This is a genomic window from Streptomyces sp. PTL18 (genome assembly GCF_059510295.1).
This window is the reverse complement of record NZ_JCAJZO010000010.1, coordinates 129915-152576: the sequence shown is the minus strand read 5'-3', so window position 1 is coordinate 152576 and position 22662 is coordinate 129915. Positions and strand designations below refer to the sequence as shown.

The 22662-nt window shown below is 68.5% G+C and carries 26 protein-coding genes and 1 tRNA gene; 4 read left to right on the top strand and 23 right to left on the bottom strand.

The features are described from left to right. The first annotated feature begins 68 nt into the window (after window positions 1-68). The 3 genes from AC5WS8_RS20990 to AC5WS8_RS20980 are packed head-to-tail and all read left to right on the top strand — an operon-like array spanning window position 69 to window position 2199. Complete coding sequence (locus AC5WS8_RS20990; RefSeq protein WP_496104974.1) at window positions 69-1406, top strand: NsdA family TPR-like regulatory protein; 1338 nt, start codon at window positions 69-71, stop codon at window positions 1404-1406. A 44-nt stretch (window positions 1407-1450) separates the two neighbouring features. Then, complete coding sequence (locus AC5WS8_RS20985; protein ID WP_496104973.1) at window positions 1451-1984, top strand: NUDIX hydrolase; 534 nt, start codon at window positions 1451-1453, stop codon at window positions 1982-1984. Window positions 1985-2013: 29 nt separating this feature from the next. Next, window positions 2014-2199, top strand: coding sequence for a hypothetical protein (locus AC5WS8_RS20980; protein WP_496104972.1), 186 nt, complete (start codon window positions 2014-2016; stop codon window positions 2197-2199). Between the two features lie 376 nt (window positions 2200-2575). Here the strand turns inward: AC5WS8_RS20980 and AC5WS8_RS20975 are convergent, their stop codons facing one another. From AC5WS8_RS20975 to AC5WS8_RS20930, 10 genes are all read right to left on the bottom strand, one after another. Next, window positions 2576-4210: a vWA domain-containing protein gene (locus tag AC5WS8_RS20975; RefSeq protein WP_496104971.1), complete on the bottom strand. Its 1635-nt coding sequence runs from the start codon at window positions 4208-4210 to the stop codon at window positions 2576-2578. Window positions 4211-4334: 124 nt separating this feature from the next. After that, window positions 4335-4414 (bottom strand) — tRNA-Asp (locus AC5WS8_RS20970). 357 nt (window positions 4415-4771) lie between these two features. Next, window positions 4772-5527, bottom strand: a complete 756-nt coding sequence (locus tag AC5WS8_RS20965) for a hypothetical protein (RefSeq protein WP_496104970.1) — start codon at window positions 5525-5527, stop codon at window positions 4772-4774. Next, the gene (locus AC5WS8_RS20960; RefSeq protein ID WP_496104969.1) at window positions 5524-5832 is read right to left on the bottom strand and encodes a hypothetical protein; all 309 of its coding nucleotides are present in this window, start codon (window positions 5830-5832) and stop codon (window positions 5524-5526) included. Before AC5WS8_RS20960 ends, AC5WS8_RS20965 begins: the two co-directional genes overlap by 4 nt. Window positions 5833-5881: 49 nt before the next feature. Beyond that, on the bottom strand, window positions 5882-6139 hold the full coding sequence (locus AC5WS8_RS20955; RefSeq protein WP_496104968.1) for a hypothetical protein: 258 nt from the start codon (window positions 6137-6139) through the stop codon (window positions 5882-5884). Continuing rightward, complete coding sequence (locus AC5WS8_RS20950) at window positions 6139-7446, bottom strand: hypothetical protein (protein ID WP_496104967.1); 1308 nt, start codon at window positions 7444-7446, stop codon at window positions 6139-6141. Before AC5WS8_RS20950 ends, AC5WS8_RS20955 begins: the two co-directional genes overlap by 1 nt. Window positions 7447-7457: 11 nt before the next feature. Next, window positions 7458-7685, bottom strand: coding sequence for a hypothetical protein (locus tag AC5WS8_RS20945; RefSeq protein ID WP_496104966.1), 228 nt, complete (start codon window positions 7683-7685; stop codon window positions 7458-7460). Next, window positions 7682-8227, bottom strand: coding sequence for a phospholipase D-like domain-containing protein (locus AC5WS8_RS20940; RefSeq protein ID WP_496104965.1), 546 nt, complete (start codon window positions 8225-8227; stop codon window positions 7682-7684). The genes AC5WS8_RS20945 and AC5WS8_RS20940 overlap by 4 nt, the downstream gene beginning before the upstream one ends. A gap of 1 nt (window position 8228) precedes the next feature. Further along, the gene (locus tag AC5WS8_RS20935) at window positions 8229-9179 is read right to left on the bottom strand and encodes a hypothetical protein (RefSeq protein WP_496104964.1); all 951 of its coding nucleotides are present in this window, start codon (window positions 9177-9179) and stop codon (window positions 8229-8231) included. A gap of 57 nt (window positions 9180-9236) precedes the next feature. Beyond that, window positions 9237-9500, bottom strand: coding sequence for a hypothetical protein (locus AC5WS8_RS20930; protein ID WP_496104963.1), 264 nt, complete (start codon window positions 9498-9500; stop codon window positions 9237-9239). A 137-nt stretch (window positions 9501-9637) separates the two neighbouring features. Here AC5WS8_RS20930 and AC5WS8_RS20925 point away from each other — a divergent pair, with 137 nt between their 5' ends. Beyond that, window positions 9638-10999: a DUF2079 domain-containing protein gene (locus tag AC5WS8_RS20925; RefSeq protein WP_496104962.1), complete on the top strand. Its 1362-nt coding sequence runs from the start codon at window positions 9638-9640 to the stop codon at window positions 10997-10999. Here AC5WS8_RS20925 and AC5WS8_RS20920 read toward each other — a convergent pair. The 13 genes from AC5WS8_RS20920 to AC5WS8_RS20860 all read right to left on the bottom strand — a co-directional run bounded on the left by AC5WS8_RS20920 (window position 10986) and on the right by AC5WS8_RS20860 (window position 22659). Continuing rightward, entirely contained in the window at window positions 10986-11240 is a 255-nt protein-coding gene (locus AC5WS8_RS20920) for a hypothetical protein (RefSeq protein ID WP_496104961.1), read from the bottom strand. The genes AC5WS8_RS20925 and AC5WS8_RS20920 overlap by 14 nt on opposite strands. After that, window positions 11237-11602, bottom strand: a complete 366-nt coding sequence (locus AC5WS8_RS20915) for a hypothetical protein (protein WP_496104960.1) — start codon at window positions 11600-11602, stop codon at window positions 11237-11239. Before AC5WS8_RS20915 ends, AC5WS8_RS20920 begins: the two co-directional genes overlap by 4 nt. Before the next feature lie 9 nt (window positions 11603-11611). Next, window positions 11612-12133, bottom strand: a complete 522-nt coding sequence (locus tag AC5WS8_RS20910; protein ID WP_496104959.1) for a hypothetical protein — start codon at window positions 12131-12133, stop codon at window positions 11612-11614. Between the two features lie 13 nt (window positions 12134-12146). After that, window positions 12147-15575 carry a hypothetical protein gene (locus AC5WS8_RS20905; RefSeq protein ID WP_496104958.1) on the bottom strand — a complete coding sequence of 1143 codons (3429 nt, stop codon included), beginning with the start codon at window positions 15573-15575 and terminating at the stop codon, window positions 12147-12149. A 96-nt stretch (window positions 15576-15671) separates the two neighbouring features. Continuing rightward, complete coding sequence (locus AC5WS8_RS20900) at window positions 15672-18413, bottom strand: phage tail tape measure protein (RefSeq protein ID WP_496104957.1); 2742 nt, start codon at window positions 18411-18413, stop codon at window positions 15672-15674. 114 nt (window positions 18414-18527) lie between these two features. Further along, entirely contained in the window at window positions 18528-18962 is a 435-nt protein-coding gene (locus AC5WS8_RS20895; protein WP_496104956.1) for a hypothetical protein, read from the bottom strand. A 24-nt stretch (window positions 18963-18986) separates the two neighbouring features. Continuing rightward, on the bottom strand, window positions 18987-19154 hold the full coding sequence (locus tag AC5WS8_RS20890) for a hypothetical protein (protein WP_496104955.1): 168 nt from the start codon (window positions 19152-19154) through the stop codon (window positions 18987-18989). Window positions 19155-19249: 95 nt separating this feature from the next. Then, window positions 19250-19648, bottom strand: a complete 399-nt coding sequence (locus AC5WS8_RS20885; RefSeq protein ID WP_496104954.1) for a hypothetical protein — start codon at window positions 19646-19648, stop codon at window positions 19250-19252. Window positions 19649-19754: 106 nt separating this feature from the next. Continuing rightward, complete coding sequence (locus tag AC5WS8_RS20880; RefSeq protein WP_496104953.1) at window positions 19755-20918, bottom strand: phage tail tube protein; 1164 nt, start codon at window positions 20916-20918, stop codon at window positions 19755-19757. Then, a complete protein-coding gene (locus tag AC5WS8_RS20875; protein WP_496104952.1) occupies window positions 20915-21142 on the bottom strand; it encodes a hypothetical protein in 228 nt (75 codons plus the stop codon). Before AC5WS8_RS20875 ends, AC5WS8_RS20880 begins: the two co-directional genes overlap by 4 nt. Before the next feature lie 63 nt (window positions 21143-21205). Continuing rightward, window positions 21206-21697, bottom strand: a complete 492-nt coding sequence (locus AC5WS8_RS20870) for a hypothetical protein (protein ID WP_496104951.1) — start codon at window positions 21695-21697, stop codon at window positions 21206-21208. Window positions 21698-21711: 14 nt separating this feature from the next. Further along, window positions 21712-22380, bottom strand: a complete 669-nt coding sequence (locus AC5WS8_RS20865) for a hypothetical protein (protein WP_496104950.1) — start codon at window positions 22378-22380, stop codon at window positions 21712-21714. A 3-nt stretch (window positions 22381-22383) separates the two neighbouring features. Continuing rightward, on the bottom strand, window positions 22384-22659 hold the full coding sequence (locus AC5WS8_RS20860) for a hypothetical protein (protein WP_496104949.1): 276 nt from the start codon (window positions 22657-22659) through the stop codon (window positions 22384-22386). Window positions 22660-22662: the final 3 nt, after the last annotated feature.

The following is a 22662-nucleotide window of genomic DNA, read 5'->3' as shown; positions in this document are numbered from 1 at the left end:
TTGCCGGGTTCACACACTGTGTGAACCCGCTGCGGCTACGCTCCACACACTGAGTGATACGGAGCGCCATGGAGCCGAATACTCTCCTCGATGCCCTCCTCGACGAGGCAGGCATGTCCCGGGTCGGGCTCGCAGCCCGCGTCAATGACGCTGCCCGCGCCCGCGGACGGAAGGCGAGCTACGATCACAGTTCGGTGATCCGCTGGCTCAGAGGACAGCGGCCCCGCGGGATCACCCCGGACCTGATCTGCGAGATCCTCTCCGCCCGCCTCGGGCGCACGCTCACCCTCGAGGACATCGGCATGGGCAACACCAACACCCCCCAACCCGCGTCCACTCCGCTCGCGGGATTCATCGAGCGGTCCACCGCCCTGTGGCGCGGCGACCTCCAGCAGCGGACCGACCTCCAGAGCGCGCCCGTCATCACCGGCCTGCCCGCCGTCGGCCCCGTCTGGGAGTGGGAGAACCCGCCCGAGGACGTCGACGTCTCCCGCGCGGGAACGCCCCGCGTCGGCGTCACGGACGTCGAACTGCTGCGGCACGCCCGCACCCACTACGAGCAGATGTACCGAAAGGCCGGCGGCGTCACGACCCGCGGCAGGGTGCTGCAGTTCCTCACCACGGACACAGCACCCCTGCTCCGGGGCGCCTACACCGACGCGATCGGCCGGGAGTTGCACCGCGCGGTCGGCGGGCTCGTCGCGATCGCGGGGATCTGCTCCTACGACTCCGACGCGCAGGGCCTCGCTCAGCGCTACTTCCACCAGGCGCTCCGGCTCGCGAAGGCGTCCGGTGACCGGGCGTTCGGCGGGTACGTGATCGCGCTCCTCGTCAACCAGTCGCTGTACATGCGGGAGTACCGGCAGGCTGTCGCGTTCGCCGAGTCCGCGGTGCGCACTGCCGGGCACGCCCTCTCCCCGGCGCTGGCCTGCGACCTGCACGCGATGCAGGCCAAGGCGTTCTCCCGGATGGGGGACCAGGACTCTGCGCACCGTGCGATGACGCTCGCGGAGACGGCGGCCGGGCAGATCCGCCGGGATGAGGAGCCTGCCGAGACCGGGTATGTGCAGCCCGGCCTGCTCGAGGCGAACCTTGCTGACGCTCTCATGCGGCTCGGTGACACCGGGCCGGCTGCGGAGTATGCGGCGGAGGCCGCGGCCACGCAGACGCACGCGCGGGGCCGGGTGCACCGGCTTGCCACGCTCTCCGACGTCCAGTTGCGTGCGGGTGATGCCGAGCAGGCCGCGGCCACGGCCACGGAGGTGCTGGACACGATGGAGGGCATGGAGTCGCAGCGGCTCCGCGACCGGCTGGTGAAGCTCCGCAAGAGCATGTCGAGCCTGGACAGCCGGGCGACTGGGGACGTCGTGCAGCGCATCGATGACACCCTGCGGATCCCGCTGTAGCCGGTGTGCTGGGATGGGAGGCGTACCCGACGAGAGGCGTGCCCGTGTCCGTGTGGAAGTCCCTGTCCGAGCGCACCGTGTACGAGAACCGGTGGGTGACTGTGAACATGGCCGACGTTGAGCTGCCCGACGGTCGGCACCTTGACCACACGGTGATCCGGCTCCGCCCGGTCGCGGTGGCCACCGTCGTCAACGACGCGAACGAGGTGCTGCTGCTGTGGCGGCACCGGTTTATCACTGGAGCGTGGGGCTGGGAGCTGCCCTCGGGTGGCACCGGTGAGGGTGAGGATCCGGCCGTGGCGGCCGCGCGGGAGTTCGAGGAGGAGACCGGGTGGCGGCCGGGCCCGATGCGGCTGCTCCTCTCGGTGGATCCGATGCCGGGGATTTCGACGTCGCACCATCGCGTGTACTGGTCGGATCAGGCCGTGCGGATCGGTGAGCCTCGGGATGGGTTTGAGTCGGCGCGCCGGGAGTGGGTGGCGTTGGCGAAGGTGCCCGAGCTGGTGGCACGTGGTGAGGTCCGGTCGGCGAATGCGGTGGCCGCGCTGCTGATGTTGCACCACCTGCGTGTGGCGTGAGCGCTGCCCGTTCCCCGTACGCTTGGATCATGTCCCCCGAGCGTGTGTGCCCTGGTTCCGTGCGGTCTGCTGAGGTTGTGAACGAGGAGATCCGCGCGCTGTGGCAGCGGGCCGGTGGGCACCTGTCGACGGCCGAGGAGCGGGCTGTGTATGAGCGGCTGGTGGTGGAGTGGGCGGCCGCGGTGCGCGCGGAGCGGAGCGCGCAGGCGGCGTGAAAAAACCCCGCCCACAAGGGGCGGGGTGGGTTGCGCGGAGTCTGTGACCCTTGGCCTTGCGGCTCGGGCGTCGCGCGTCGCCCTGTACGCGGGCCCCGAGGGCCTTCTCCCGGAGGATCGGCGTGCGCGCCCTGCCGTGGCTCCTACTGTACGCCGCCGACGCAGGATGCCAGATGCCCGCCGCGACGGGGGTGCGCGGCGGGCACGGCCAGTGTGGCACAAGAGGCTGAAGGACGGCCGCATTCCGCGTACCGTGACAATGTGGCCGCCGCAGTAGGAACCCGCCTCCGGGCGGAGCCCACCGGGCGCTCGGCGGCCGCCCACAGACAGCACAAAAGCCCCCGCTGCCCGAAGGCAGCGGGGGCATCGCTTCGCCCTACATCTCCCAGGGCCAGCGAGCGTCACGCGCCCGCTCGAGGAGCGGGATCATCCGGAAGGCGTGGTCGGTGAGCCCGCCGAAGGTGTGCCGGTTCCGGCCGCCGGACGGCGCATGGCCAGCCTGGTACCCGGCCAGGTTCCAGGTGTACATCGGCACCGCGTCGGGGACCGACCGCGTCACCTCGTGCTGGTCGTGACCGGCCTGCTCGTCGGTAACGATGACGACCCGGTCATGGCTGCGGAACTCCGCGCGCAGCGCCGCGGCCGTGTCGGTGCCGCCACCCAAGAACCAGCCGCCGTCCTTCCACCGGCCCACCGCACGCAGCAGCGACTCGCCACGCTGCAGCGGGAACGCCTTCGTCTTGGCACCCGGGGCATCGTGCAGGTAGTAGCGGGCGGACGAGAAGGAGACAACATCCGCGGCCTCGCAGCGCTGCCCCAGCGCAACGCCGAACAGTGCGGCGGCGTCCCACCGCATCAGGGTGCCGTCCTTGGAGAACGACTCGTGCATCGACGACGACGTATCGACCAGGATGAGCGTCCGGCCGGGCAGCGTCGGGATGTTGGCCAGCGACGCGGTGAGCGCCTTCTCCAGCGCGTGGCCCCAGCGCAGCGACGGCGCCGCACGGTACGCCGAGTAGAACCGCATCGGTAGCTGCCGCGACTTGGCGACCTGCTCCGGGTCGGCCAGGCGCCGCGCGACGGTCGCGGCGACCTCGTCGGAGACGTCGGCCTCGTCGAAGTTCCTGAGGTTCCGCAGCTGGGCCATGTAGCCCATCGACGGGATGATGGCCTCCCACGCCGCGGCGTCCATCGGTCCCTGCAGCCACCCGGCGAGCGCCTCCCAGGTCATGCCGGCGTGCTTCAGGAAGTCCGCGGCGTCCGGCCGCTTCAGCAGGGCGCGCCGCTTCTCGACGTCCCACTTCGCGATCTCGGCGCGCGTGTGCAGTAGCTGCAGCGACTCCGGGATCGGCTTGTCGCGCTTGTGCCGTCGGTCGATGGCGTGCTCGAACAGGTCGCCCTGCCACAGCGCCGACGGGGCCGGGTGGACGAGTTCGATGACGTCACCGAAGCGGAAGCCCTTGGTGTCGGTGTCGTACTTCAGTAGGGAGCGCTCCGTGTACAGGGCGCCGACGGCGTCCTCGATGCCGCGCTTCACGGGCTTCGGGATGCGGCGGCCGTAGCGGGCCGTCCAGTAGGCGAGCAACTCGCCCGGCTCGTCCGCGCGCTGGAGGACGGAGGCGATGACGCGGCGATTCCAGGGCGTGCTGCCGTTGAACCCATCGCCGATCCGGTCGGCTTTCAGGCGGGCATGGACGAACTCGGCGGCGCCGACGATCGCCGCGGTGCGGAGGTTGCCGGGGCCGCGAAGCCAACCGAGCAGCCCGGCAGTCCACGCCGGGTCGTCGACGGCCAGCTGCCGGACGAGCGCGGTGTAGCGGTCGTCGCGCTGGCCGCCGGTCTCGTAGAAGGTGTCGGTTCCGACCATGTTGGCGACCGCGAGGAGGAACAGCTCGCTCTTGGCGCCGCGGAGGTAGCCGGTGCCGCCCTCGTGGGTGCGGGTCTGCTCGCCGGTCGTGGTGACCGGGGACGTGGCCGTCGGGCGGGCGGTGCGGGTGTTGAACCTGGCCATGGAAAAAAGCCCCTCACTGTGGAGGGGAAGCGCAAGCAGTGGGGCGCCCGAGATCAAGACGGAGACGGAGACGAAGCGCTCTGGGCCGCTGAGCTACCGGGCCTCAGACCCGAAGGTCGTCAGCAGCACCGGCCGGGATTCGAACCCGGGTCTCTCTCTTGACAGGAGAAGTATCCGTCGCCTGCGCACCGGGCGCCCCGATGCTTGTGCCTCCCGAGATCAAGACGCCACCGGTCGGTTTCTGTTTCAAGGAGAAGTAACCGGAGGCTGCGCACCGGGAGGTGCAGAAGTCTGAAGTTGTGGTCCAGAGATCAGAGTCGGCGACGGCTCACAGACTGATGCTCTACCCATTGAGCTACCGGTCGTGCTACTGCTCGGCCGGGCGGGACTTGAACCCGCAACACCCAGTTCCCAAGAAGGATCCGTTGCCTGCGCACCTGGACGAGCCAACTGTAGCGCGCCCGTCAACGCACGCAACGCAAAAACCGCCCCTGCCGCACGGGTTGGCGTACGGCAGGGGCGATGAGACGGGTGGGCACGTAGATACGGAAGGGGAGACGGTCAGGCGCTGCGTGCGCCGAGCCGCCGGTACGCGGCCGTCGCGAGCAGGCCGCCCAACGAGATCGCGTTCCGCGCAGGGCCGCCGGACTTCAACGGCCCCGAGCTACCGGTGGGCGTGCAGGTGTAGTGCGTTGAGCCGGGGCTGTCCGGGGTGCAGTTGTAGGTGACTCCAGCCGGGCCCGGCGGGTAGGTCCATGTCCAGCCGGACGGCGGCGGACCGGCAGGTCCGGTGTCGCCGCGCGGGCCCTGGGCGCCGTCCTTCCCATCCTTGCCCGGCGGCCCGGCTGGCCCTTGCGGTCCGGCGACGGTGGATGCCGGGCCCGGGCTACCGGGCGCGCCCGACGGGCCAGCGGGCCCCGGCGACCCGGCCACGCCAGGCGAACCGTTCCTGCCCGGCTGGCCAGCAGCCCCAGACGGGCCGGGACTACCCGCGGCGCCCGGACTTCCGGACGGTCCCGCCGGCCCCGGCACCCCAGGCACGCCCTGGACGCCGCGGACGATGCTTTGTGCTGGAGGCGCTGCCGGCTTCACATGATGCTGCTGCAGCTGCTTGCGGGTGGTGTCCAAGCCCGAAGCGAGCTTCGAGATCACCGTGGCTTGGGCTTCCTGCTGCTGCTGAAGCCTGCGGTTCGACTGCTCCACGGTATTCAGCGCGAACGCGACGAACGCAGCGGCCAGCAGCAGCACCACCCACAGGACGACACCCGCCATGACGGGCATACGCGACAGCGGCGGCCGTTTGGATGCCTCGGTCACTTCGCCCCCTTCAGCGTCCCGTACGCCTGCACGGCGAGCGCGAGGAAAGCCGCGGCCACCGTCAGGATCCCGAGCCAGCGGCCGAACGTCATCCCGGGCCGCTCCTCCAGCTTGTCGACCCGCTTCGCGAGGTCTTCCATGTCCCGGTCACGGTCCCGCTCGCCCCGGTTGTACAAGTCGAGCGGGACCATCGCTCTCGCAAGATCGGTGATCCGTCCGTCCAGCGCGGCGTGTACGCGATCGGTGCGATCCTCGTGGTCGACGAGCCTTCTGTAGACCTCGCCTGGCGAGACGTCATCGGTCACCGTCACCCCTTTGCGGGTCGTGCTGAACAGATCGCGGGTAAGCCGTGCACTACGCGGTCGGGTGCACGCCCGGGCCAGGCGGGTCCGGTACCGGTGCGAGCGGCGGCTGACGGCGCAGCAGGGATGCCGACCCCGGGACGCCGACGTAGCGGGCGAGGGCGCCCTTCGCCGCGGACAGCAGCGGTACGAGGAGCGCGGCCCACCACACGGGCAGGCTGGAGAATTCGGTGATGGCGACACCGAGCGCGGCCTCGCCCGCGGTCGCGCCGACGCGCTCGCCGAGGTCCAGCCAGTACGCCTTGTTCATCACGCGCCTGCCTTCCCGATCGCGGCGGCGAGCTCCTCGAGGGCCGCCTTGGCCCCGGCTTCCGCGGCGGCTGTGGCCTGTTCGGCGGTGAGTCCGCCTGCCTTGCTCAGGGCGGTGATGACGGCCGACATGGCGCCGAGCTGTGCGGTCAGTGAGGCGACGGCCGCGTTGGTTCCGGCGATGTAGCCGTACACGTCGGGGAGAGCCGGGTTCTGCTTGAGGGCGTCCTTGTTCTTGTAGGTGAGGACCGCCATCGCGACCTTCTGGGCGTCGGCGTCGGTGAGAGACATGTCGGGCTCCGGGGGTGTGTAGGAGGGCTGCGCGGTGCCGCCGCGCGGGTCGTGGGGGTTCGCCGTGGGCGGGCAGATCGAGTCGGGGAAGCGGGGCGCCAGGTAGCCGGTGGGGACACTGCGGGGGGTGGTGTGCACCCAGACGCCGTTCCCTTGGCTGGCGTCCTTGGCGCCCTGCTGGACGCTGTTCCAGCCCTTGGTGATGACGTCGGTCGGCGTGAAGCCGATGACGATCTCGCAGTGCGCGCCGTCACCGAAGTCGGCCCACGCCCCGACCGACGGCCACTCCGTCCACTCGCCGTTCTGCTGAGCCCAGTCGCGGAAGCTGTTCACGTTGTCGGTCTTGGGTACGACGCTGTCGAGTCCGCACTCGTGGAACTGGTCCCAGACGCCGATCACGCAGTAGGGGACGCCGTCCTCGCCGTACTCGACACCCCACACGGTGTGGTTGTCCCAGCCGCCGGGCCCCCAGTGCTCGTAGACGCCCTCTGGGACCGCCATCACGTGCTCGAGGAGCTTCTGCCACTGCGGCGTTCCGCTGGGCTTCGGCGCCGGGGCCGTGTCGACGCCGGGCCAGTAGTCGGCGACCACCGACCGGTCGTAGCCGTTGGTGTCGCCCTGGTACTGCTTGGCGACCGCCCCGGCAGGGATGGTCGGGTTGTTGTCGTACTGGGCAACCCAGTAGTTCGGCTCGGTTACCCCGGCCGCCCGGAACGCGCTCCGGACCTGCGGCCACATGCTCGTGTTGCAGTAGACGGTCAGCTCGTGGTTGCTCTTGTCGGCCATGGTCTGCGTGCACCACTGGACGGCCTGCGCCGGGGTCGCGTCGCCGGTCTCGACGTCGATGACCTGGGCGCGAGTCGTCCATTTGACGGCGATGCTGACGACCGTGGCGTGCGGGAACCGCGCCCGCATCGCGGGGACGTTCGCGTACAGGCCATCCGCGTAGCCGGCGACCATCGTGGCGCTCGCGGGGATGGCGCTCGGGTTGATCGAGTCGTACATGTAGCGCGTCATCGTCGGCCTCCTCAGCGCCAGATTCCGAAGGCGAGGTGGCCGACCAGCCAGACCAGGACCACGCCGAGGAGTAGGTGAGCCACGCTCCACTGCCAGACCGGGACGCCCGGCCGGACTCCGAACCAGGTCCACACGGTCCACGACAGGGTGTTCTTGGTGTTCACGAACAGCCAGTAGGTCTCCGGGACGACGAAGCCCACGGCGAGCCACAGCAGCCAGTACAGGCGCATCCCGGTCATGCCGCTCTCCTCTTCCTGGCTGCGGCCTGCAGCATGTGCTGGTGGACGGCGTCGACCCGGGCGCGGGCCTCGGCGGCGACGAGCGGGTCTCGGACCACCGTGAGTTCGTTGTCCTGCTTGGACTCGCCGGACGTGGACCAGTTGGTACTGCCGCCGATCCGGTCCAGGCCGTCGACGATGCACAGCTTGAGATGCTGAATGGCCCCGAATTCCGAGCGCCCGATCGCGATCGACGACGCCGGATAGGCCTCGCGGGTGAGAATGCCCCGCTCGTGCGCGCCGGCCGCCTGCGAGCTGTCGAGGGTGAGCTGCACGACCACGTTCTCGTCGAGGAGCTTCTCCTTCAGCACGTCGGCGAGCTCGTCATCGTCGAAGCCGTAGCAGGCGACGATCAGACTCGAGGTGGCGGAGCGGACAAGATCGAGGAGCGCGCCGTGGACGTCATCCACGGGGCTGTAGAAGGTGCGCACCGTGGCCGGGTAGCCGGGCGGGAACCCGCCCCGCTTGTGCCGGTCCAGCAGGGTGAGGTGTGCGAGCGCCATGTCACTGCACCCCGTTGTCCTTGGCCCACGCCTCCACCAGATTCACACCCCGAACCAGGAGAGGCAGCGCCTCAACCAGGCGAGGATCCGCAGCAGGAGTGGGCGCCGGAGGAGGGGAAGGCACCGGCTGAGGCTGGGGCGGGACGACTGCGGGGAACGGGCGGCCGGTGACGGCGGTGTAGTCCGCGGCGAGCGCGGCCAGGTCGACGCCTTCCTGGAACGCCGGATGCGTCAGGTGCTCCTCGAAGATGACGACCCAGGCCTCCTCGACCTTCCGCGACCAGTACCGGTCCGTGAAGCTCGTCTCCTGCGCCCAGGTGATGAACCGCTCGTCACCGCCGAGCGGACCCTTCCCGGGCGCGCCGTAGCCGCCGGTGATGACGGAGTGGCCGCCGTCGTCCGCCGACCGGGCCACGTAGTCCCACGGCTGCCCGGCGTTGAACTGCTGCATGTTGGCGTCCTGGACGACGATGCCCGTCCACACGAACCCGAAGATGCTGATCGCGGCCTTCACCTCGTCCGGTGAGGAGGGGTCGACCTTCGCGAACGCCAGCACCTTCTTCCCGTCCGGGCCGCCAACCGTGTGGAGGTACTCCAGCAGCGTCTGGATGTCCATGCCGCCGTCGGCCGCCGAACCGGGGCCATTGGTGTCCGCGGACCCGTTGGGGTCGAAGTCCGGGTTCTGCGTCTTGTAGACGGCCCACACTTCATCCTGCGTGGGGTAGCGCTCGGCACCTGCGATGAAGGAGACGAGGCGCCGGACGTGGGCCCACGTCACGGCCACACAGTCCCCGGCCACGTCGTTACCGAGCATCTGCCAGGCAGCGAGACGCGCCAGGTAGTCAGCCGCGACCGGATGAGCCGGGACCTTCCCGGTGAAGAAGCGGGCGAACTTCAAGGCTGGGGCGTTCTTCGGGGCGCGCCGGCCGAACTTGAGGGCGGGACTGGTCATGGTGCTCCTGGGCATGGCGAAGCCCCCGGCCTGCGGCACGGGGAGGGCGAGTGTGGGTCAGTCGGTGAGCTGCTGGTGGAGCTCGGCGACCTGCTGGTGGGCTGCGGCGAGCGTCTCGTCTTGGGTGTCGAGGCGGGCGTGTACCTCAGCCTGGTGGCGTTCGGCGCGCCGCTTGGACAGCACGTGCAGGCCGATGAACTGGGGCGTCGAGATGATGAACTGAGCCTCGACGTTGCCGGCGACGTCGTTCCATCGCCAGACGATCAGGTAGAGGTCGAGGGCCACCAGGAGGGCAGCGGCCGGAATCCAGCGGGCGCGCACGGCACCTCCTAGGGCTGCTGGTGCGAATCGGTTACGTGAGGGCGGTTGTTCTGTGGCGGCAGGGTGGTGATCCTGTGACGATGGCCGTCGTTTCCGACAGACCCTCGACCGTCCGCCGTGTCACGTCAGTCCGACGGATGCGGTGGGGGGATCCGGCGTTGTGGGCGATCATCGTCATGGTGTTCGCCGCGTACACGACGCTGTCCGTGTCCCGGTATGTGACGGGTAACCCGGCCTCCTGGGACCTGGGGATTTTCACGGAGGCTGTGGCCCACTACGCCCGCGGTCAGGCGCCCGTGGTGCCGATCAAGGGAATGGACGTGCTCGGCGACCACTTCTCCCCAGCCGTCGCCCTACTGGCCCCGGGCTTCTGGCTGTTTCCATCCCCAGTGACGCTGCTCGTCGCCCAAGCGGCGCTGGCCGCCGCGTCCATCGTGCCCGTCTACCGTGCGGCCCGACACCTGCTCGGCCTCGCCGACGCCCGGCTGATCGCCGCGGTGTACGGCCTATCGTGGGGCCTGGTCCAGCTGGTGTGGGTCGACGTCCACGAGGTGACGCTCGCGGTGCCGCTACTGGCCTGCTCCCTGTCCGCGCTGGTCCGCGGGCGGCCGTGGACGGCCATAGCGTGGGCCGCCCCACTGGTGTGGGTGAAAGAAGACCAGGGCTGGACGCTCGCCGCCCTCGGTGTGGTCCTCGCCGTGTTCTACCGGCGGCGGCTTGCAGGCGGCCTGCTCGCCGCGTGGGGAATCACCTGGTCGCTGCTCGCCACCTACGTGCTCATACCAGCGATGAACCCGCACCACACCTACTACTACTGGAAAGACGGCCCGCAGCACCACTGGGGCGTGCTCGCCGACGGCTGGGAGACGAAAGGCCCGCTCCTCGTCCTGCTGCTGCTCCCCACGGCCGGCCTTGCTCTGCGGTCCCCGCTCGCGCTTGCCGCGGTGCCGGCGGTGGCTCTGCGACTTGTTTCTTCGAATCACGCCTACTGGGGTACCGACTGGCATTACAGCGCGACCGCCATGCCGATCCTTCTTGTGGCCGCTGTTGACGGGCTGCGCCGTCTACGGGCGCGGCCGTCATGGGGACGGCGCGGCCTGTCGCCCTGGCTCAGCAAACACGGCCCGGCGCTGATGGTCGCGGTGGCCGCCACCATGGCATTCCACAGCCCCCTCAACCAGCTGTGGCAGCCGGGCACCTACCGCACCCCCCGGCACATCGAGGTGGCGTGGCGGGCTGAGCGGATGATCCCGTCCGGGCAGACGGTCGCGGCGACGATGGGCCAGCTGGCGTCACTGGGCGCCCGTGACGACGTGTGCTGGCTGAAGTGCCCGACGCCGCCGCAGTGGCTGCTACTGGACCAGGCGAAGGGCGCCTGGTGGCAGTGGCAGGCACAGCCGTCCGCGATGACCAGCAACTACCCGCGCACGAGCTACCGGATCGTGTTTCACGAGGGCGGAGTGTGGCTCCTCGAGCGTGCGCCCATCAGGAGAAAGTGATCGGATTCGCGGCCGTGTCCGTGGTGTAGCTGGTACTGGTGGCGTCCTGCTTGGACACGGAGATCTGCAGCTGGCACCCGGCGGGCGGCGTGACGCCTTTCAGCGCCTGGTAGATCGCGTTCGCCCACTCATCGGACATGCCGTTCTGGGCGGAGGCGTTCCAGAAGGTTTCGTCACCGCCGGATCCGCTGGAGGTCTGGAGGTGGAACTGGTAGATGGTCTGGCTGCTGCTGACGCTCAACGAGTGCTCCTTGCGGGAATGGTCCAGCCGGTGGGCAGGGTGATTGTTTCGAAGCCGGTGTGGTCGGGTTCGCGGAGCGGTTCGGGTTCGCAGTCGCAGCCGGGAAGGTGGTCTTCGTGGGGGGCAGCGCAGTCGGCGGCGTGCACCCTTGCGGCGAGGTCCATGTGGATGGTGTGGGCGGCGCAGGCGAACACGGCGATGACAGTGTCGTCGACGGCGGGGAGCCGGTGTTGTGTGGCTGGCAGGTCGAGGGTGGCCTGCCGGTCCTGTTCGGCCGCGACGAGGGCGGCGAGTTCTTCCTCGGTGGGTCGGCGTTGCCATTGGACGACGGCGTCCGCTCCGCACGCGGTGCAAGCTGGCACGATGTCTCCTTACGCGTGGATGAAGTGGACGATCATGGAGCACCAGGGATTGTTCGCGGTGCCGACGCTGGTGTCGGAGTACGCGAAGATCTCCACGTAGTCGCTGACGTTCATCTGGACTTCCACCAAGGCGGAGTCGAGGCCGTTGTTGTGACCGGACATAGGAGCTATCTGGCAGCGCGACCCTTGGACCTCGGTGCCGTTTTTTCCGACGTAGGCGCCCATGAGGGTGCCTGACGATGAGCTGAGGCCGACTGCTCCGCACACGAGGTAGGTTCCGGCGACCTGGGCGACGTAACGGGAGTTGTTCGTCGTGTTGGAGTGGCCGCCGTAGGTGTCGATGACTTCGGTGTCGATGCCGACGGGCCGCCATCCGGCTGCGGCGGCCTGGGTGGAGTTCTGGTAGCCCCAGAAGGTGGGCGGATTCAGCAGGAACCTGAGCCCGTTGTAGACGTTGGCGTTCCACAGTGCGCCGGTGATCAGGTTGCCCGCGACTTCGCTGGCGGGGGTCGGAACGGCTAGGTTGGCCATGGCGGCCCCCTTCCTAGTAGCCGAAGTACACGGAGTCGAATTTCGTGGTCGCGTCCCAGGTGGTGGCGCTGGTGGTGCCGCTGGGGAGAGGTTCGCAGACGGTGTCGCCGTTGCTGTGGCTCTTGGTGGTGGCCGCGGTGAGGGTGATCGTGGCGGTCGTCCAACCGCTGGTGGTGGTGGACACGGATCGGACGGTGACGGTTTCCTGGTTGGCGGTGCCGAGGCCGAGAATGAGTTGCTGGTTCTGTCCGATCTGGGCGGCGGCCGGGTTGGTGTTGTCGGCTCCCGCGTTGATCGTGATGGTCGTGACGCCCGCCGCCGGGGATCCGGACAGGGTGCAGTGGAAAGCGGCGAACAGCCCGTAGGGGGTCAGGTCCGCCGGGCTGCACTGGAGCGTGACGAAGGCCTCGCCAGCGTTGTTCCAATCCCACTGGATTGCTTCGACGTAGCAGTCGACTTGGATGGCCGGGGCTGGGCTTGGCGGCCGGCGCATGACGCGGACGCGGGTGCCGAGTTCCAGGTCGAGCAGGGTGGACCAGAGGGCCGGGTTGGCGCTCGGGTGGATTTTCAGCGACTGGACGCGGGTGAGCGCGTTCTTGTACCTGCTGAGGAGGTATCCTGCGGCGTCCTGGCACTCCAGGGACGACGACGAGTTGACGGTGCGGGTCAGTGACCTGGGGAAATAGTTCGTCTGCGAGGTGGAGTCCTGCGCGACGAACGTCTGGCTGGTGGACGCTTGGGTGATGGTGACCAGGTTGGACAGGTGGGTGGGGTCGTAGTCCAGTTGGCAGTCCTCATAGGGGATCTCGCCGGCTGCCGTGTTCTCCCCGAAAGTCAGCGACGGTGTGAGCGCGTTGTAGCGGGCGGACCGGCTGCGGAACGTCAGGGTGCCGTCGCGGGCGACGAAGTGCTCCCCGTTTTCGGTGTCCACGACGCTCTGCAGCGCCGACAGGGCGTCCTGCCCGTTGAAGGAGGCCGGGCCCATGGACGTCGTGAGGCCTGTCTGGACGTACCGCAGCCCGGTGTATCCGGCGTACCCGAGGATGCGGCTGTAGCGGGTGTTCGTCGACTCGTTGGCGCAGGACGTCTTCCACGCGTTGTACAGGTTGGTGATGTCGGTAGTCGAGAGGGCGGTGGGGAATTCGGCGACAAACGACAAGTCGCCCTTGTAGTTGTAGGTGGTGCCGTTGCCGACGGTCGGGTCCACCCACGCGCCGACGTTGTCCGAGATGAGCCCGGTCGGCTCATACGCTGTACTCAAACTGGGCCAGACCGCGGAAGCGCCGTCGATGCTGACGATGAGCTGAGCATTCGCGTGGCTGTATGAAGCGATGGCGAGATGCCAGTTTGAGTCGGCCACGCTGGTTGAGGAGGGCACGAACACGGCTAGGTTGTTCGTTGGACCGCTCAGCGCCAGCCCCAGCTTGCCGCCGGAGTCGATCTGCCAGTACAGCTGGGAACCACCGACATACCCGCCGGAGCGTTGCTTGTCGAACGAGGACCAGAACACGGAATAAGAGGTCGGGGCCGGGCCTATGTATCGGAAGGCGATCATGCGGGACCAGGAGCCGGACGGGTTCGCAGGACCCACGATTCCCGCACTGTTCAACGAGATGAACGTGGCTGCGCCGATGAGGTTGGTGCCCGGGTTGGCGTTGCTGATCGTGACGACGGTGTTGGAGCTTCCGGTGTAGGCGCCGCCGCTGCTCGCCGACGTGATCTGGGTGCCGGCGGTGAGGGAGCCCGCACCGTACTTGCTGGTTGCCCACGGCGCGGCCGGGTTCTGGCCCGTCGAGTCCGTGAACGTGGCCGCGCCCTGCGGATCACCCAGCGTGTACAGGAAGCGCGGGCTGTGGGAGTTGATCTCCTCCGTCAATGGGTCCGCAAGTTGCACCTGGCTCAGCAGGGATAGAGCATCGACAGCGGTCGGCTGGACTGTGCCATAGGTCCCGTTCATGGCCCACTGGGGCGGCCACCGCTCCACGAACCCGCCGTACATCGGATAGGTGACGCCCGGGCACGTCCACGTCGTCGACGTCGAACCCTTCTCCAACTGCCAGCCGTCCACCTGCAACGAGGCAGTCGCGGCCGCGGTCGAAGCCAGCGCCACTCCGCAGTCGAGGCCTGCCGCGTTGGACGGGGCAGTCCCGGTAACGGTGATCGTCGTCCATCCGGCCGTCGTCGATCCGGTGAGGGTTGCGGTCGTGCCGTAGGTGAAAGACGTCGGAGCGCCGGAACCGATGGTGTACCAGCCGAGGAACGCCTGCACACTGAGGCTCGTGGACGCGGTCACATCCCGGACCTGCAGCGTCACCGTGTACGTCTGGCCGGGGATCACCGACCAGCGGGGCGTGTGGCAGACGCGGGAGGCGGCCGCAGACCCGGACGGCACGGTGAACTGCATGACCGTCGAGCCCTGCCACGCCGATGTCGACGACACAAAGGAGCCGCCGGTCGAGTCCGTCACGCTGAAAATGTCCGCTCCCGCAGAGCCCTGCGGGATCGTGCCCAGGCCGTACCCGCCGAGGTCCCCACCCGTGGCCATGACCTGGTCCAACAAGTTCCGGGTCGGCGGCCACTGCGCCCGCACCCTGTAGGGCTGGTACGGCTGGATGTGCCCGTACCAAGGGCCCGACGTGTTGTTCGGGTCGAGCGCACCGTCCGTGTTGACGAGCTCGGCGCGCAGCTCACCGGAGCGGACCTGGTCCAGCTCGTACTGCCGGCCGCGCTGGATGCTGGTCTGCCCGCGGGTGCGGGAGGTGACCTCGACGTACCGGTCCAGGGGCAGGTCGCCGCCGTTGCAGTTCCAGTACGGCGCCCACGCGGCTTCGATCGCGGGCCAGTTCAGGTTCGGTTGGCCCGGCGCCGAGCTGGTGGTGCCGACGTGATCGACGTAGGCGGCCATGCCCGCGGACTCGGTGTCGTAGTAGCCGCACAGGAACACGGCCTGCACGGCGGTCATCGACCAGGTGGGTATGAGGGAGGCGCGGGTCGTCCACGTGAAGGCATCCGGGGCGGTCTCGTAGTAGACGGTGCCGCCGGACACTCGCAGCCTCCACCAGGCGTGCTGGTAGGCGTCGTAGGGGCCGATGACGGTGGTGGTGTCCACGCCCGCGTTTGAGACGCGCGCGGTAAGGATGCCGCCGCCGTCGGTGTAGAAGGTGACGCGGTTGCTGCCGTCGAGAGCGAACCGCATGATCGTCTGTGTGGAGCCGTTACCGACCGGTGCCGGAGTGATCCGCGCGAACATGCTGCTGTTCGTGGCGTCGAACGGGCCGAGGGCGCTGAAGATCGGGTAGTAGTTCTGGCAGGCGATCTTCACCCGGGTCAGGGCGGTGTCGAGCGTGACGTCCGGGGAGCCACTGCTGTTGTTCCAGACGGCCGTGTTGATCGCTGAGCCGCCGAAGTAGTCGACGAGCGTCTCCAGCTTCGGGTTCGCCACCGGGCCCTCCTCCTGGCGCCCGGCGGCGCCCTATTCGGTTGTCCTGTGGTGCAGCGTGCTTGTCAGTCGGACCGTGACGGCGCGGGCTTAGCGCTGTCACCTGCGGTACTGCTGCCACGTCGTGGAACTGCGGGCACCCAAGCGCAGGAACTCGCGCTGCACGACGTCGCGTAGATCCCGCTCGGTCAGCACGCTGCCTTGAATCGTGATGTTGTTGATCACCGTGGGGACCGGCGCGCCGCCATACCCTCCACCTGCCGCAAGGGCCAGGCGTCCTACGCCGCCGACTACGGGTGCAGTGACCGGCACGCCCGCAACGGACGCGGCCATGCCGCGCACCGACCGGACGGCGACATGGCTGTTGTCGTCGACGCCTTGGGCGACGCCGTGGACGATCCACTTTCCGACCTCGTCGCGGAACAACTTGGAAGGGCTCCCGATACCGAGGAACGATTTCGCTGCGCTCAGAGCGTCGTTGGCCAGGCCCTTCAACCTGTCGAAGAGGGCGCCGCCCATGTTCTCGACACCTTGGATCATGCCGTTGACGATGTCTTCACCGACGTGGACGAAGCCCCTGGCGATGTTGGTGACGACATTGACGGCTTCGTGGAGCTTGTTGCCGATGTAGTCCTTGATCTGGTTGAACTTGCTGACGAGCCAGTTCCAGGCTTCGGTGATTGGGTTGATGATGTACCGCTTGACGGCCTGCCACGCAGTGTTGGCCTGGCCGGCGATCCAGTGCCAGGCAGACGCCAGATACGGCTTGACCACGTTCCAGACGGCCTTGATGAAAATCCAGATGTCCTCGATGGGCTGGACGACGTACTTGTAGACCAGCTTCCACACCGTTTGAGCGGTGCTCTTGATGCCGTCCCACACGCCCTTGAGGAACGACTTCACCGCGTTCCACACGGATTTCGCCGCGTCCGTGATCTGCTTGTGGAAGTGGTTCCAGATCGCGATGATCAGGCCCACGAACGGAAGGAAGATCATCAGCAGCAGCGGCCACCACTTGCGGAAGAACCCGGAGATCGCGTTCCACACCGTGCTCGTGACGTTCTGGATCTTGCGCCAGATGCCCGTGATGCCCTGCCACACCCACGTCACCCCGGCGACGATGCCGTTCCACGCAGCCTGCATCCCGTGCCACAGCGCCATCGCCGCCGCCTTCACCCCGGCAAACGCCGCCTGGACGATGGCCCGGAACCGCGCCGAGTGGTTGTAGGCGTAGATCAGCGCGGCCACCAGCGCGATGACCGCGAGGACGATCAGCACGATCGGGTTGGCATCCATCACCGCGTCCAGCGCGGCCTGAGCGCCCGCGAAGACCTTCGTGGCGACCGCGGCGAGTTTCTCGGACGTCGCGAACGCCTTCACCGCCTTCCCCGCCGCGGCGACGCCCTTGCCGATGTCCGCGACGCCCTTGACGGCGCCCGTGACCGCGCTGGTCGCGAACTTGACCACAGAGGCGGTCAGCACAACGCCGATGACCGTGGCCAACGCCATGGCCGCGGCCTTGTGCTGGGTAAAGAACGCGACCGCCTTGGAGACGACCGGAATCAGCCTCGTGCCGATGGTGATGGCCGCAACCTCGACCCGCTGCTTGAGCTGGGACATCTGCACGTTGAACGTCTTCTGCGTCTGTGCCCAGCCCTCGACGTCCTTCCCGGCGTGCTTGCCGGCTTCGCCGACCGCGGCGACGTTCTTGGTGAAGTCCTTGGCGTTCTCCCCACCCAGCATGAGCGCGGCGTTGAGTCCCGTCGCCCCGCCCATGATCTTCTTCATCGCGGCGTTGTACGTCTCCGACGCCGGGCCGCCGTTCTTCAACTGCTGGTTGAACCCGTGCGACTTGTTGATCAGCCCGGCGTACTGGGCCAGCAGGTTCGCCTGGTCCGCAGGCAGACTCTTCAGCGTCTTGCGCCAGTCGCCCATCGAGATGGCGCCCTTGGAATAGGACTCGGCGAGCTTCTGGATGCTCGGCGGCATCGCCTTGATCATCGTCTGGGCGTCGGCGGCCGCCTGCTTCGACGTGTTGAACGCGTTCAGCAGCACGGTGCCGGCCTTGCCCATGTGGGACAGGACGGCCTGCTGCAGCATGTCGATGGTGCCCGTGAGGCCGCGCTGCCCGAGCTTGGTGGATACGTCGTTGCTGGAGATCCCAAGCCGCTGCATCTCCTGCACGGCCACGTTGTTCGGCGCCTGGAGAGAGCGGATCGTGAACGCGAGTTCCTGGGTCGCCTCACGCGCGCTGGTGCCGTGGTTGGTGAGCGTGGCGATCGCGCCGCCGACCTGCGCGAACGACAGGTGTGCCGCAGAGGCGATCGGCAGCACCGTGCTGAGGCTGCCTGCGAACTCGCCGAAGGTCATCTTGCCGTGGCCGACCGCCGCGATCATCTGGTTGGTGATCTGCACCGCGGCCGAGGCGGGCAGGTGGTACGACTTCAGCGCCGAGGTGACCGCGTTCGTGACCTCGGGCAGCGGTGCCTGCTCGGCGCGCGCGCCCTGGGCAGCGGCCTTGAGCACGTTGAGGCCCGACGCGCCGTGGAATCCAGCGGACTCCACCATGTACATGCCGTCGGCCAGCTCTTTGGTGCTCGTGCCGGTCTGCACGGCGATGTCCTTGACGCCGTCCGAGACTCTCTTCAGGTTGCTCTGCGACTCACCTGCCGTCGTGACCAGCTTCTGCATCGAAGCCTGGAAGTCGCCGGCCATCTTGATGCTGACAGCGGCGATACCCAGGCCGGCCACGGTGGTGGCCTTGCCGAGCTTGGTCATCATGCCGCCGAGACCACCCATGCGCTGGGTGAAGGACTCGCCCCGGGTAGCGGCCTCACCCATGCTGCGGGTGAACGGGGCCGTCTCCGCGCGGAGACGCACGAAGAGATCAGCAACGTCCGGCACGTGCCACCGCCTCTCAAAGATCGGGGGTGAACACGGCCAGCGGCCAGAAGGTCAGATACGGGGCCAGCCCGGCCGAAACACGGCCTGGTAAAGCTGAGGGGCGACGATCCGCACGCCGAAGTCGTACGCCGGTTTCAGGAACGGATAGGTGCTGCCGTTCCTCAGCCCGGTCTCAAGGTACAGGCCGTACTTGTTGGCCGGGGTCCGCCCGTACGACGGGGTGAAACCGACACCAGTGCCGACCTTCGTCTCCCAACCGCCCCCGGTGAACACGACCGGGCTATGCGTGAGCGACCTACGCAGCGTGCCGGAGATGACCGACGGGCCGGTCCCCGGCCGCGCCGGCGTCGGCGTGCCCCGCCGGTGCGCGCCGGTCGAGGCGTTGACCTTCGCCTGCCGCTCGATCGCCAGGGCCAACTGCGTGATGACCCGGCGGGCCTTCATCTGCCCATCACGTTCGATCTCGGCGAAGAGCCGGGCGAACATCCCGGGGCGCAACTCGGGCATCGCTCACCCCCGCGCCTGCCGCTCGGCCCTGCGCTGCTCGCGTTCCGTCCTACGTTCCTCGTGCTCGGCGAGCATCCCGAGGAAGTCCAGGCAGTAGCGGCGCACGTACACCGGCGTCTGCTGCAGCTGCTCCCACGACCAGTGCATGCGCCGCATCAGAGCGAAGTCCACCCACTCCAGTGGAGCGGGCTCGCTGTCGCTCCAGGTCCCCTCGATGATGGACTCGGCGGGCAGCAGAACGTCCTCGAAGTACGGCGAGCCGGGGCCTAGCGAGGGTCCGCGACTCGGCCGACCTCCTCACCGATCCGGTTGAGGATGGCCAGCGGCAGTCGGGCGATGTTGTCGGTGTTGATCGCGCCAAGGCGCTTCGGCTCCCCGGCGGCGAGCTGGGCGAACAACTCGGCCGGGTCCGCGTCTTCGGCGACCTGGAGTTCGTCGCCGAACGCTTCGTACACCTTCCAGGCGACGATCAGGCGTTCCATCACCTCGTAGCTGGCCTGCCGCGCCGCCTCTTGGTCGAGGGGCTGCCCGTTCTCGTCCAGGGGCACGTCACGCGGCTGGAGCTGGGCGGGCGGCATGAGCTGCGGGTTCCGGATGAGTACGGACACGTCGTCGCCGAGGTCCGGGAACTGGAGCAGGACGTACGGGTTGGTGTAGCCCGACATGGGCGGTTCTCCTTGCTGGGTGAGGGCGCTGAGGGCGTGAGACCCCGGCCGCGCAGCGACGCCCTCACACGCGTGCACGACCGGGGAGTTGTGGGAAACGTGCAGGTCAGTACGCCGATGTCACGAAGTTGCGAAGCACGGCCTGCACCGAGCCGGAGTCGGTGGAGTTGTAGATGCCGTTGATCTCGAAGTCCGCCGTCACATAGGTGCCGCCGACCTCCGGCTTGCCCTTCGACCAGCCGCCCTGCGTCGTCGTGATCGTCAGGGCCGATCCGGCCGCGTCCACGCCGGCGCCCACGGGCTGCGTGAGAGTCATCGACGTTGGGTTGTTCTGCAGGGCCTGCAGGTACAGGTTGTAGTCGGTGTCGTTCTCGTAGATCGCCTTGTAGGTGATGTCCGCGTCCAGGACGCCGGAGAACACCTCGCGGGGCTGCTGGGAGCCGTTGGAGGCGTGGATGGCCTCGATCGGCCGCTTCAGCGACAGGTCGTACGACAGGCCGCGTGTGCTGGCACCGCCTGCGTTGGTCATGGCGAACTGCCAGCCGAGCAGCGGCGCAGGCTGTGAGAAGGCGGGCGTGAACGGGCCTGCCTGCACGCTGGGGATCCAGCCGGTGTACTTGGCGCCGCAGGTCACGATGCCCTTCGGGTCTACCTTCAGCGACACGTCGGAGAGCATGCAGCCGGTGTAGCCCCACGCCTCGTACACGTTCGACTGGGTCAGGCTGTAGGTGGGCTTGGCGGTGGTAGCGGACTGCTTGAAGGTGTGGGTGGTCTGCGAGACCACTGCCACGGCGGAGTTGTGCGCGTAGGTCAGGCCGCCGGACGGGGTGGCGATGGGGATCGTGTACGGGCCGGTGCCGGAGGGGGTGCCGGTGGTGGCGTACTCCACCTTCGACCCGGTGTCGATCATGATGGTGGAGCCGACGGGGATGGTCGCGGCCGTGCTGATCGAGGTGGCCCCGGCGGTCGTCGACGAGGACAGCGTCGTCGACACGCCCGGCGTGACCGTGTCCGGGCCGATGATCCGCAGGACGTAGCCGAGCGCATCCGGGTACGCGTTGAACTCGAGGTCGACTTCGGAGTTCCCGGCGCCCTGGTAGAGGCCCTGCAGGTTCGAGTCGTTGTTGCGGTACGACTCGTCCTTCAGCTGCTCGTAGTGAATGCTGAAGTCGAGCTTCGTGCAGGCCAGGAAGTAGGAGGGAGTCACCCAGGTGCCCTGGGTGGCCTCCTTGGCGAGGCCCACATACCCGAGCCGAGAGAGCAGGGTCACCGCGGCTCACCTCCGTTCGTCGTGTCGGTGTCCGCGGCGGCGCGTTTCCTGCTGGTCTTGTGCGGCGGCTCGTCGGCCGCGGCGTCGTGCTGGGGCTCGGGTTCTTCGACGGGCGTCCATCCGTCGAGGAGGACGTCGCTGTCGTGGGTGTCGCCGGGCAGCACCCGGACGGGCGGATCGCCCATGAACGTCCAGGCGTGGCCGGTGGTGTTGCGCTGGCGCACAGTGGGCTCCCGCGATGAAAGGTGGGCATGACGAAGGCGCCCCGAAGGGCGTGGGAGGGCGGGTCAGGAGGTGTAGTCCTGGTCGTCCGCCTGGTAGGTGATCGTGGCTGTGAGCTCGGCCTTGGCCTGGATCGTGGCCTCGGGGTCTGCGAACTGGACGTCGATCTGCGTCGGGTCCTCGGCCACGCTGAGGAAGCGGGCGCCGTGCGTCTTGTCCTGGAACAGGCCCGAGACCCGTTGCAGGACGGCGTCGACGGCCGTGTCGAACGCGGCCTGGACAGACTCGGCTTGGCCGGTCGGGGAGGACTGCGGCCAGTACAGGCGCAGCATGAACGTGTGGTGGTTGATCTTCCGGTTGAAGCCGAACCGCTCCACCCGCAACGCCGACCGCGTCACGTACAGCCGGGCCTGCCGCTGCGCCCCCGTCCGCGGCACGTACGCCTGGACCACATCAAACGGGCCCCCGCTCGCCTTGAGCAGCGCAGGCAATCCGTCGCTCGCGGTGTAGGCCCTCAGCCAGTCCGCCTCACGCTGCACCGCGTCCGCTGTGCTCACCGCTCACCTCCCCGTCAGGTGGGCTGGTAGCGCGCGAGGATGTTCTCAGCCTGCGTGTGGAGTGCTCCCGGGTCGTGCCCGAACTGCGTGCCCGCCGGATCGATTTCGCCGAGCACGAGCACGGCGGCCTCGAGCTTGCAGGCCCGCGCGAGGTCGGCCGGCACCGTGGTGTAACCGCCGCCGTAGGTAGTCCGGATCAGCGAGCCGAGCGGCAGGAAGGTCCCCAAGGTGAACCAGATGTGGCCGCTGTCGTTCTCGGCCCCGATCAGGCTGGCCGTGTTCACGGTCTGGGAGCCGCCGTACGACCGGAGGATCTCCACCTGGAGGTTCGAGTACGTCCACATCTCCGGGTAGCGGGGCGCGAACTCGTTCAACCACACGTGCCGCACCTGGTCCCCAGCGCCGAGCGCGTTCGCGTACGAGCGGCCCAGGCTGCCGAGGATGTCCATCGGCAGGGAGGTGGAGTCGGTGTACTCGTCCGGGTCGATACCCGTGGCCCGGTGGGTCTCCGGTACGCCGGTGAACGGGGCCAGTCGGCGGCCGGCGATACCTTCGCACACCCGGGTGGCTTCGATCATCAGTTGGTCGAGGTTGGGCGTGCTGTAGTCGCGTACCAGGTCCGCGAACTGCCCGCTCTGCATGTCCGCGCTGGTGGCGAGCGGTGCCGGGGAGTCCGCGGCCATGGACTACTCCTCGACCTTGCTCGCGGCTGTCTTCCGAGCGGTGGTCTTCTTCGCCGGGGCCTTCGTGTTCGGTTCGCCGGTGGGCGCGTCCGGGTCGACCTCGGAGAGTTCCTCCTCGCCGTCCTTGTCGGAGCCCGGCGTGACCTCGGTGAAGCCGCCGTCGGGGATGGCAAGCAGCGCGGCTGCCTGCTCCGGCTCGACGTCGACGACGGCGCCGTCCTTGGGCCAGGTGTTGCCGAAGCTGTCGCTTCCGGCTCGGTCCTTGCGGATGCGCGGCATGAC

Coding starts and splice junctions, on each gene's coding strand:
- AC5WS8_RS20990 (WP_496104974.1), top strand. CDS start 69: ATGGAGCCGAATACTCTCCTCGATGCCCTCCTCGACGAGGCAGGCATG.
- AC5WS8_RS20980 (WP_496104972.1), top strand. CDS start 2,014: ATGTCCCCCGAGCGTGTGTGCCCTGGTTCCGTGCGGTCTGCTGAGGTT.
- AC5WS8_RS20975 (WP_496104971.1), bottom strand. CDS start 4,210: ATGGCCAGGTTCAACACCCGCACCGCCCGCCCGACGGCCACGTCCCCG.
- AC5WS8_RS20955 (WP_496104968.1), bottom strand. CDS start 6,139: ATGAACAAGGCGTACTGGCTGGACCTCGGCGAGCGCGTCGGCGCGACC.
- AC5WS8_RS20950 (WP_496104967.1), bottom strand. CDS start 7,446: ATGACGCGCTACATGTACGACTCGATCAACCCGAGCGCCATCCCCGCG.
- AC5WS8_RS20945 (WP_496104966.1), bottom strand. CDS start 7,685: ATGACCGGGATGCGCCTGTACTGGCTGCTGTGGCTCGCCGTGGGCTTC.
- AC5WS8_RS20940 (WP_496104965.1), bottom strand. CDS start 8,227: ATGGCGCTCGCACACCTCACCCTGCTGGACCGGCACAAGCGGGGCGGG.
- AC5WS8_RS20935 (WP_496104964.1), bottom strand. CDS start 9,179: ATGACCAGTCCCGCCCTCAAGTTCGGCCGGCGCGCCCCGAAGAACGCC.
- AC5WS8_RS20925 (WP_496104962.1), top strand. CDS start 9,638: ATGCGGTGGGGGGATCCGGCGTTGTGGGCGATCATCGTCATGGTGTTC.
- AC5WS8_RS20910 (WP_496104959.1), bottom strand. CDS start 12,133: ATGGCCAACCTAGCCGTTCCGACCCCCGCCAGCGAAGTCGCGGGCAAC.
- AC5WS8_RS20900 (WP_496104957.1), bottom strand. CDS start 18,413: ATGGGTGAGGCCGCTACCCGGGGCGAGTCCTTCACCCAGCGCATGGGT.
- AC5WS8_RS20895 (WP_496104956.1), bottom strand. CDS start 18,962: ATGTTCGCCCGGCTCTTCGCCGAGATCGAACGTGATGGGCAGATGAAG.
- AC5WS8_RS20885 (WP_496104954.1), bottom strand. CDS start 19,648: ATGTCGGGCTACACCAACCCGTACGTCCTGCTCCAGTTCCCGGACCTC.
- AC5WS8_RS20865 (WP_496104950.1), bottom strand. CDS start 22,380: ATGGCCGCGGACTCCCCGGCACCGCTCGCCACCAGCGCGGACATGCAG.
- AC5WS8_RS20860 (WP_496104949.1), bottom strand. CDS start 22,659: ATGCCGCGCATCCGCAAGGACCGAGCCGGAAGCGACAGCTTCGGCAAC.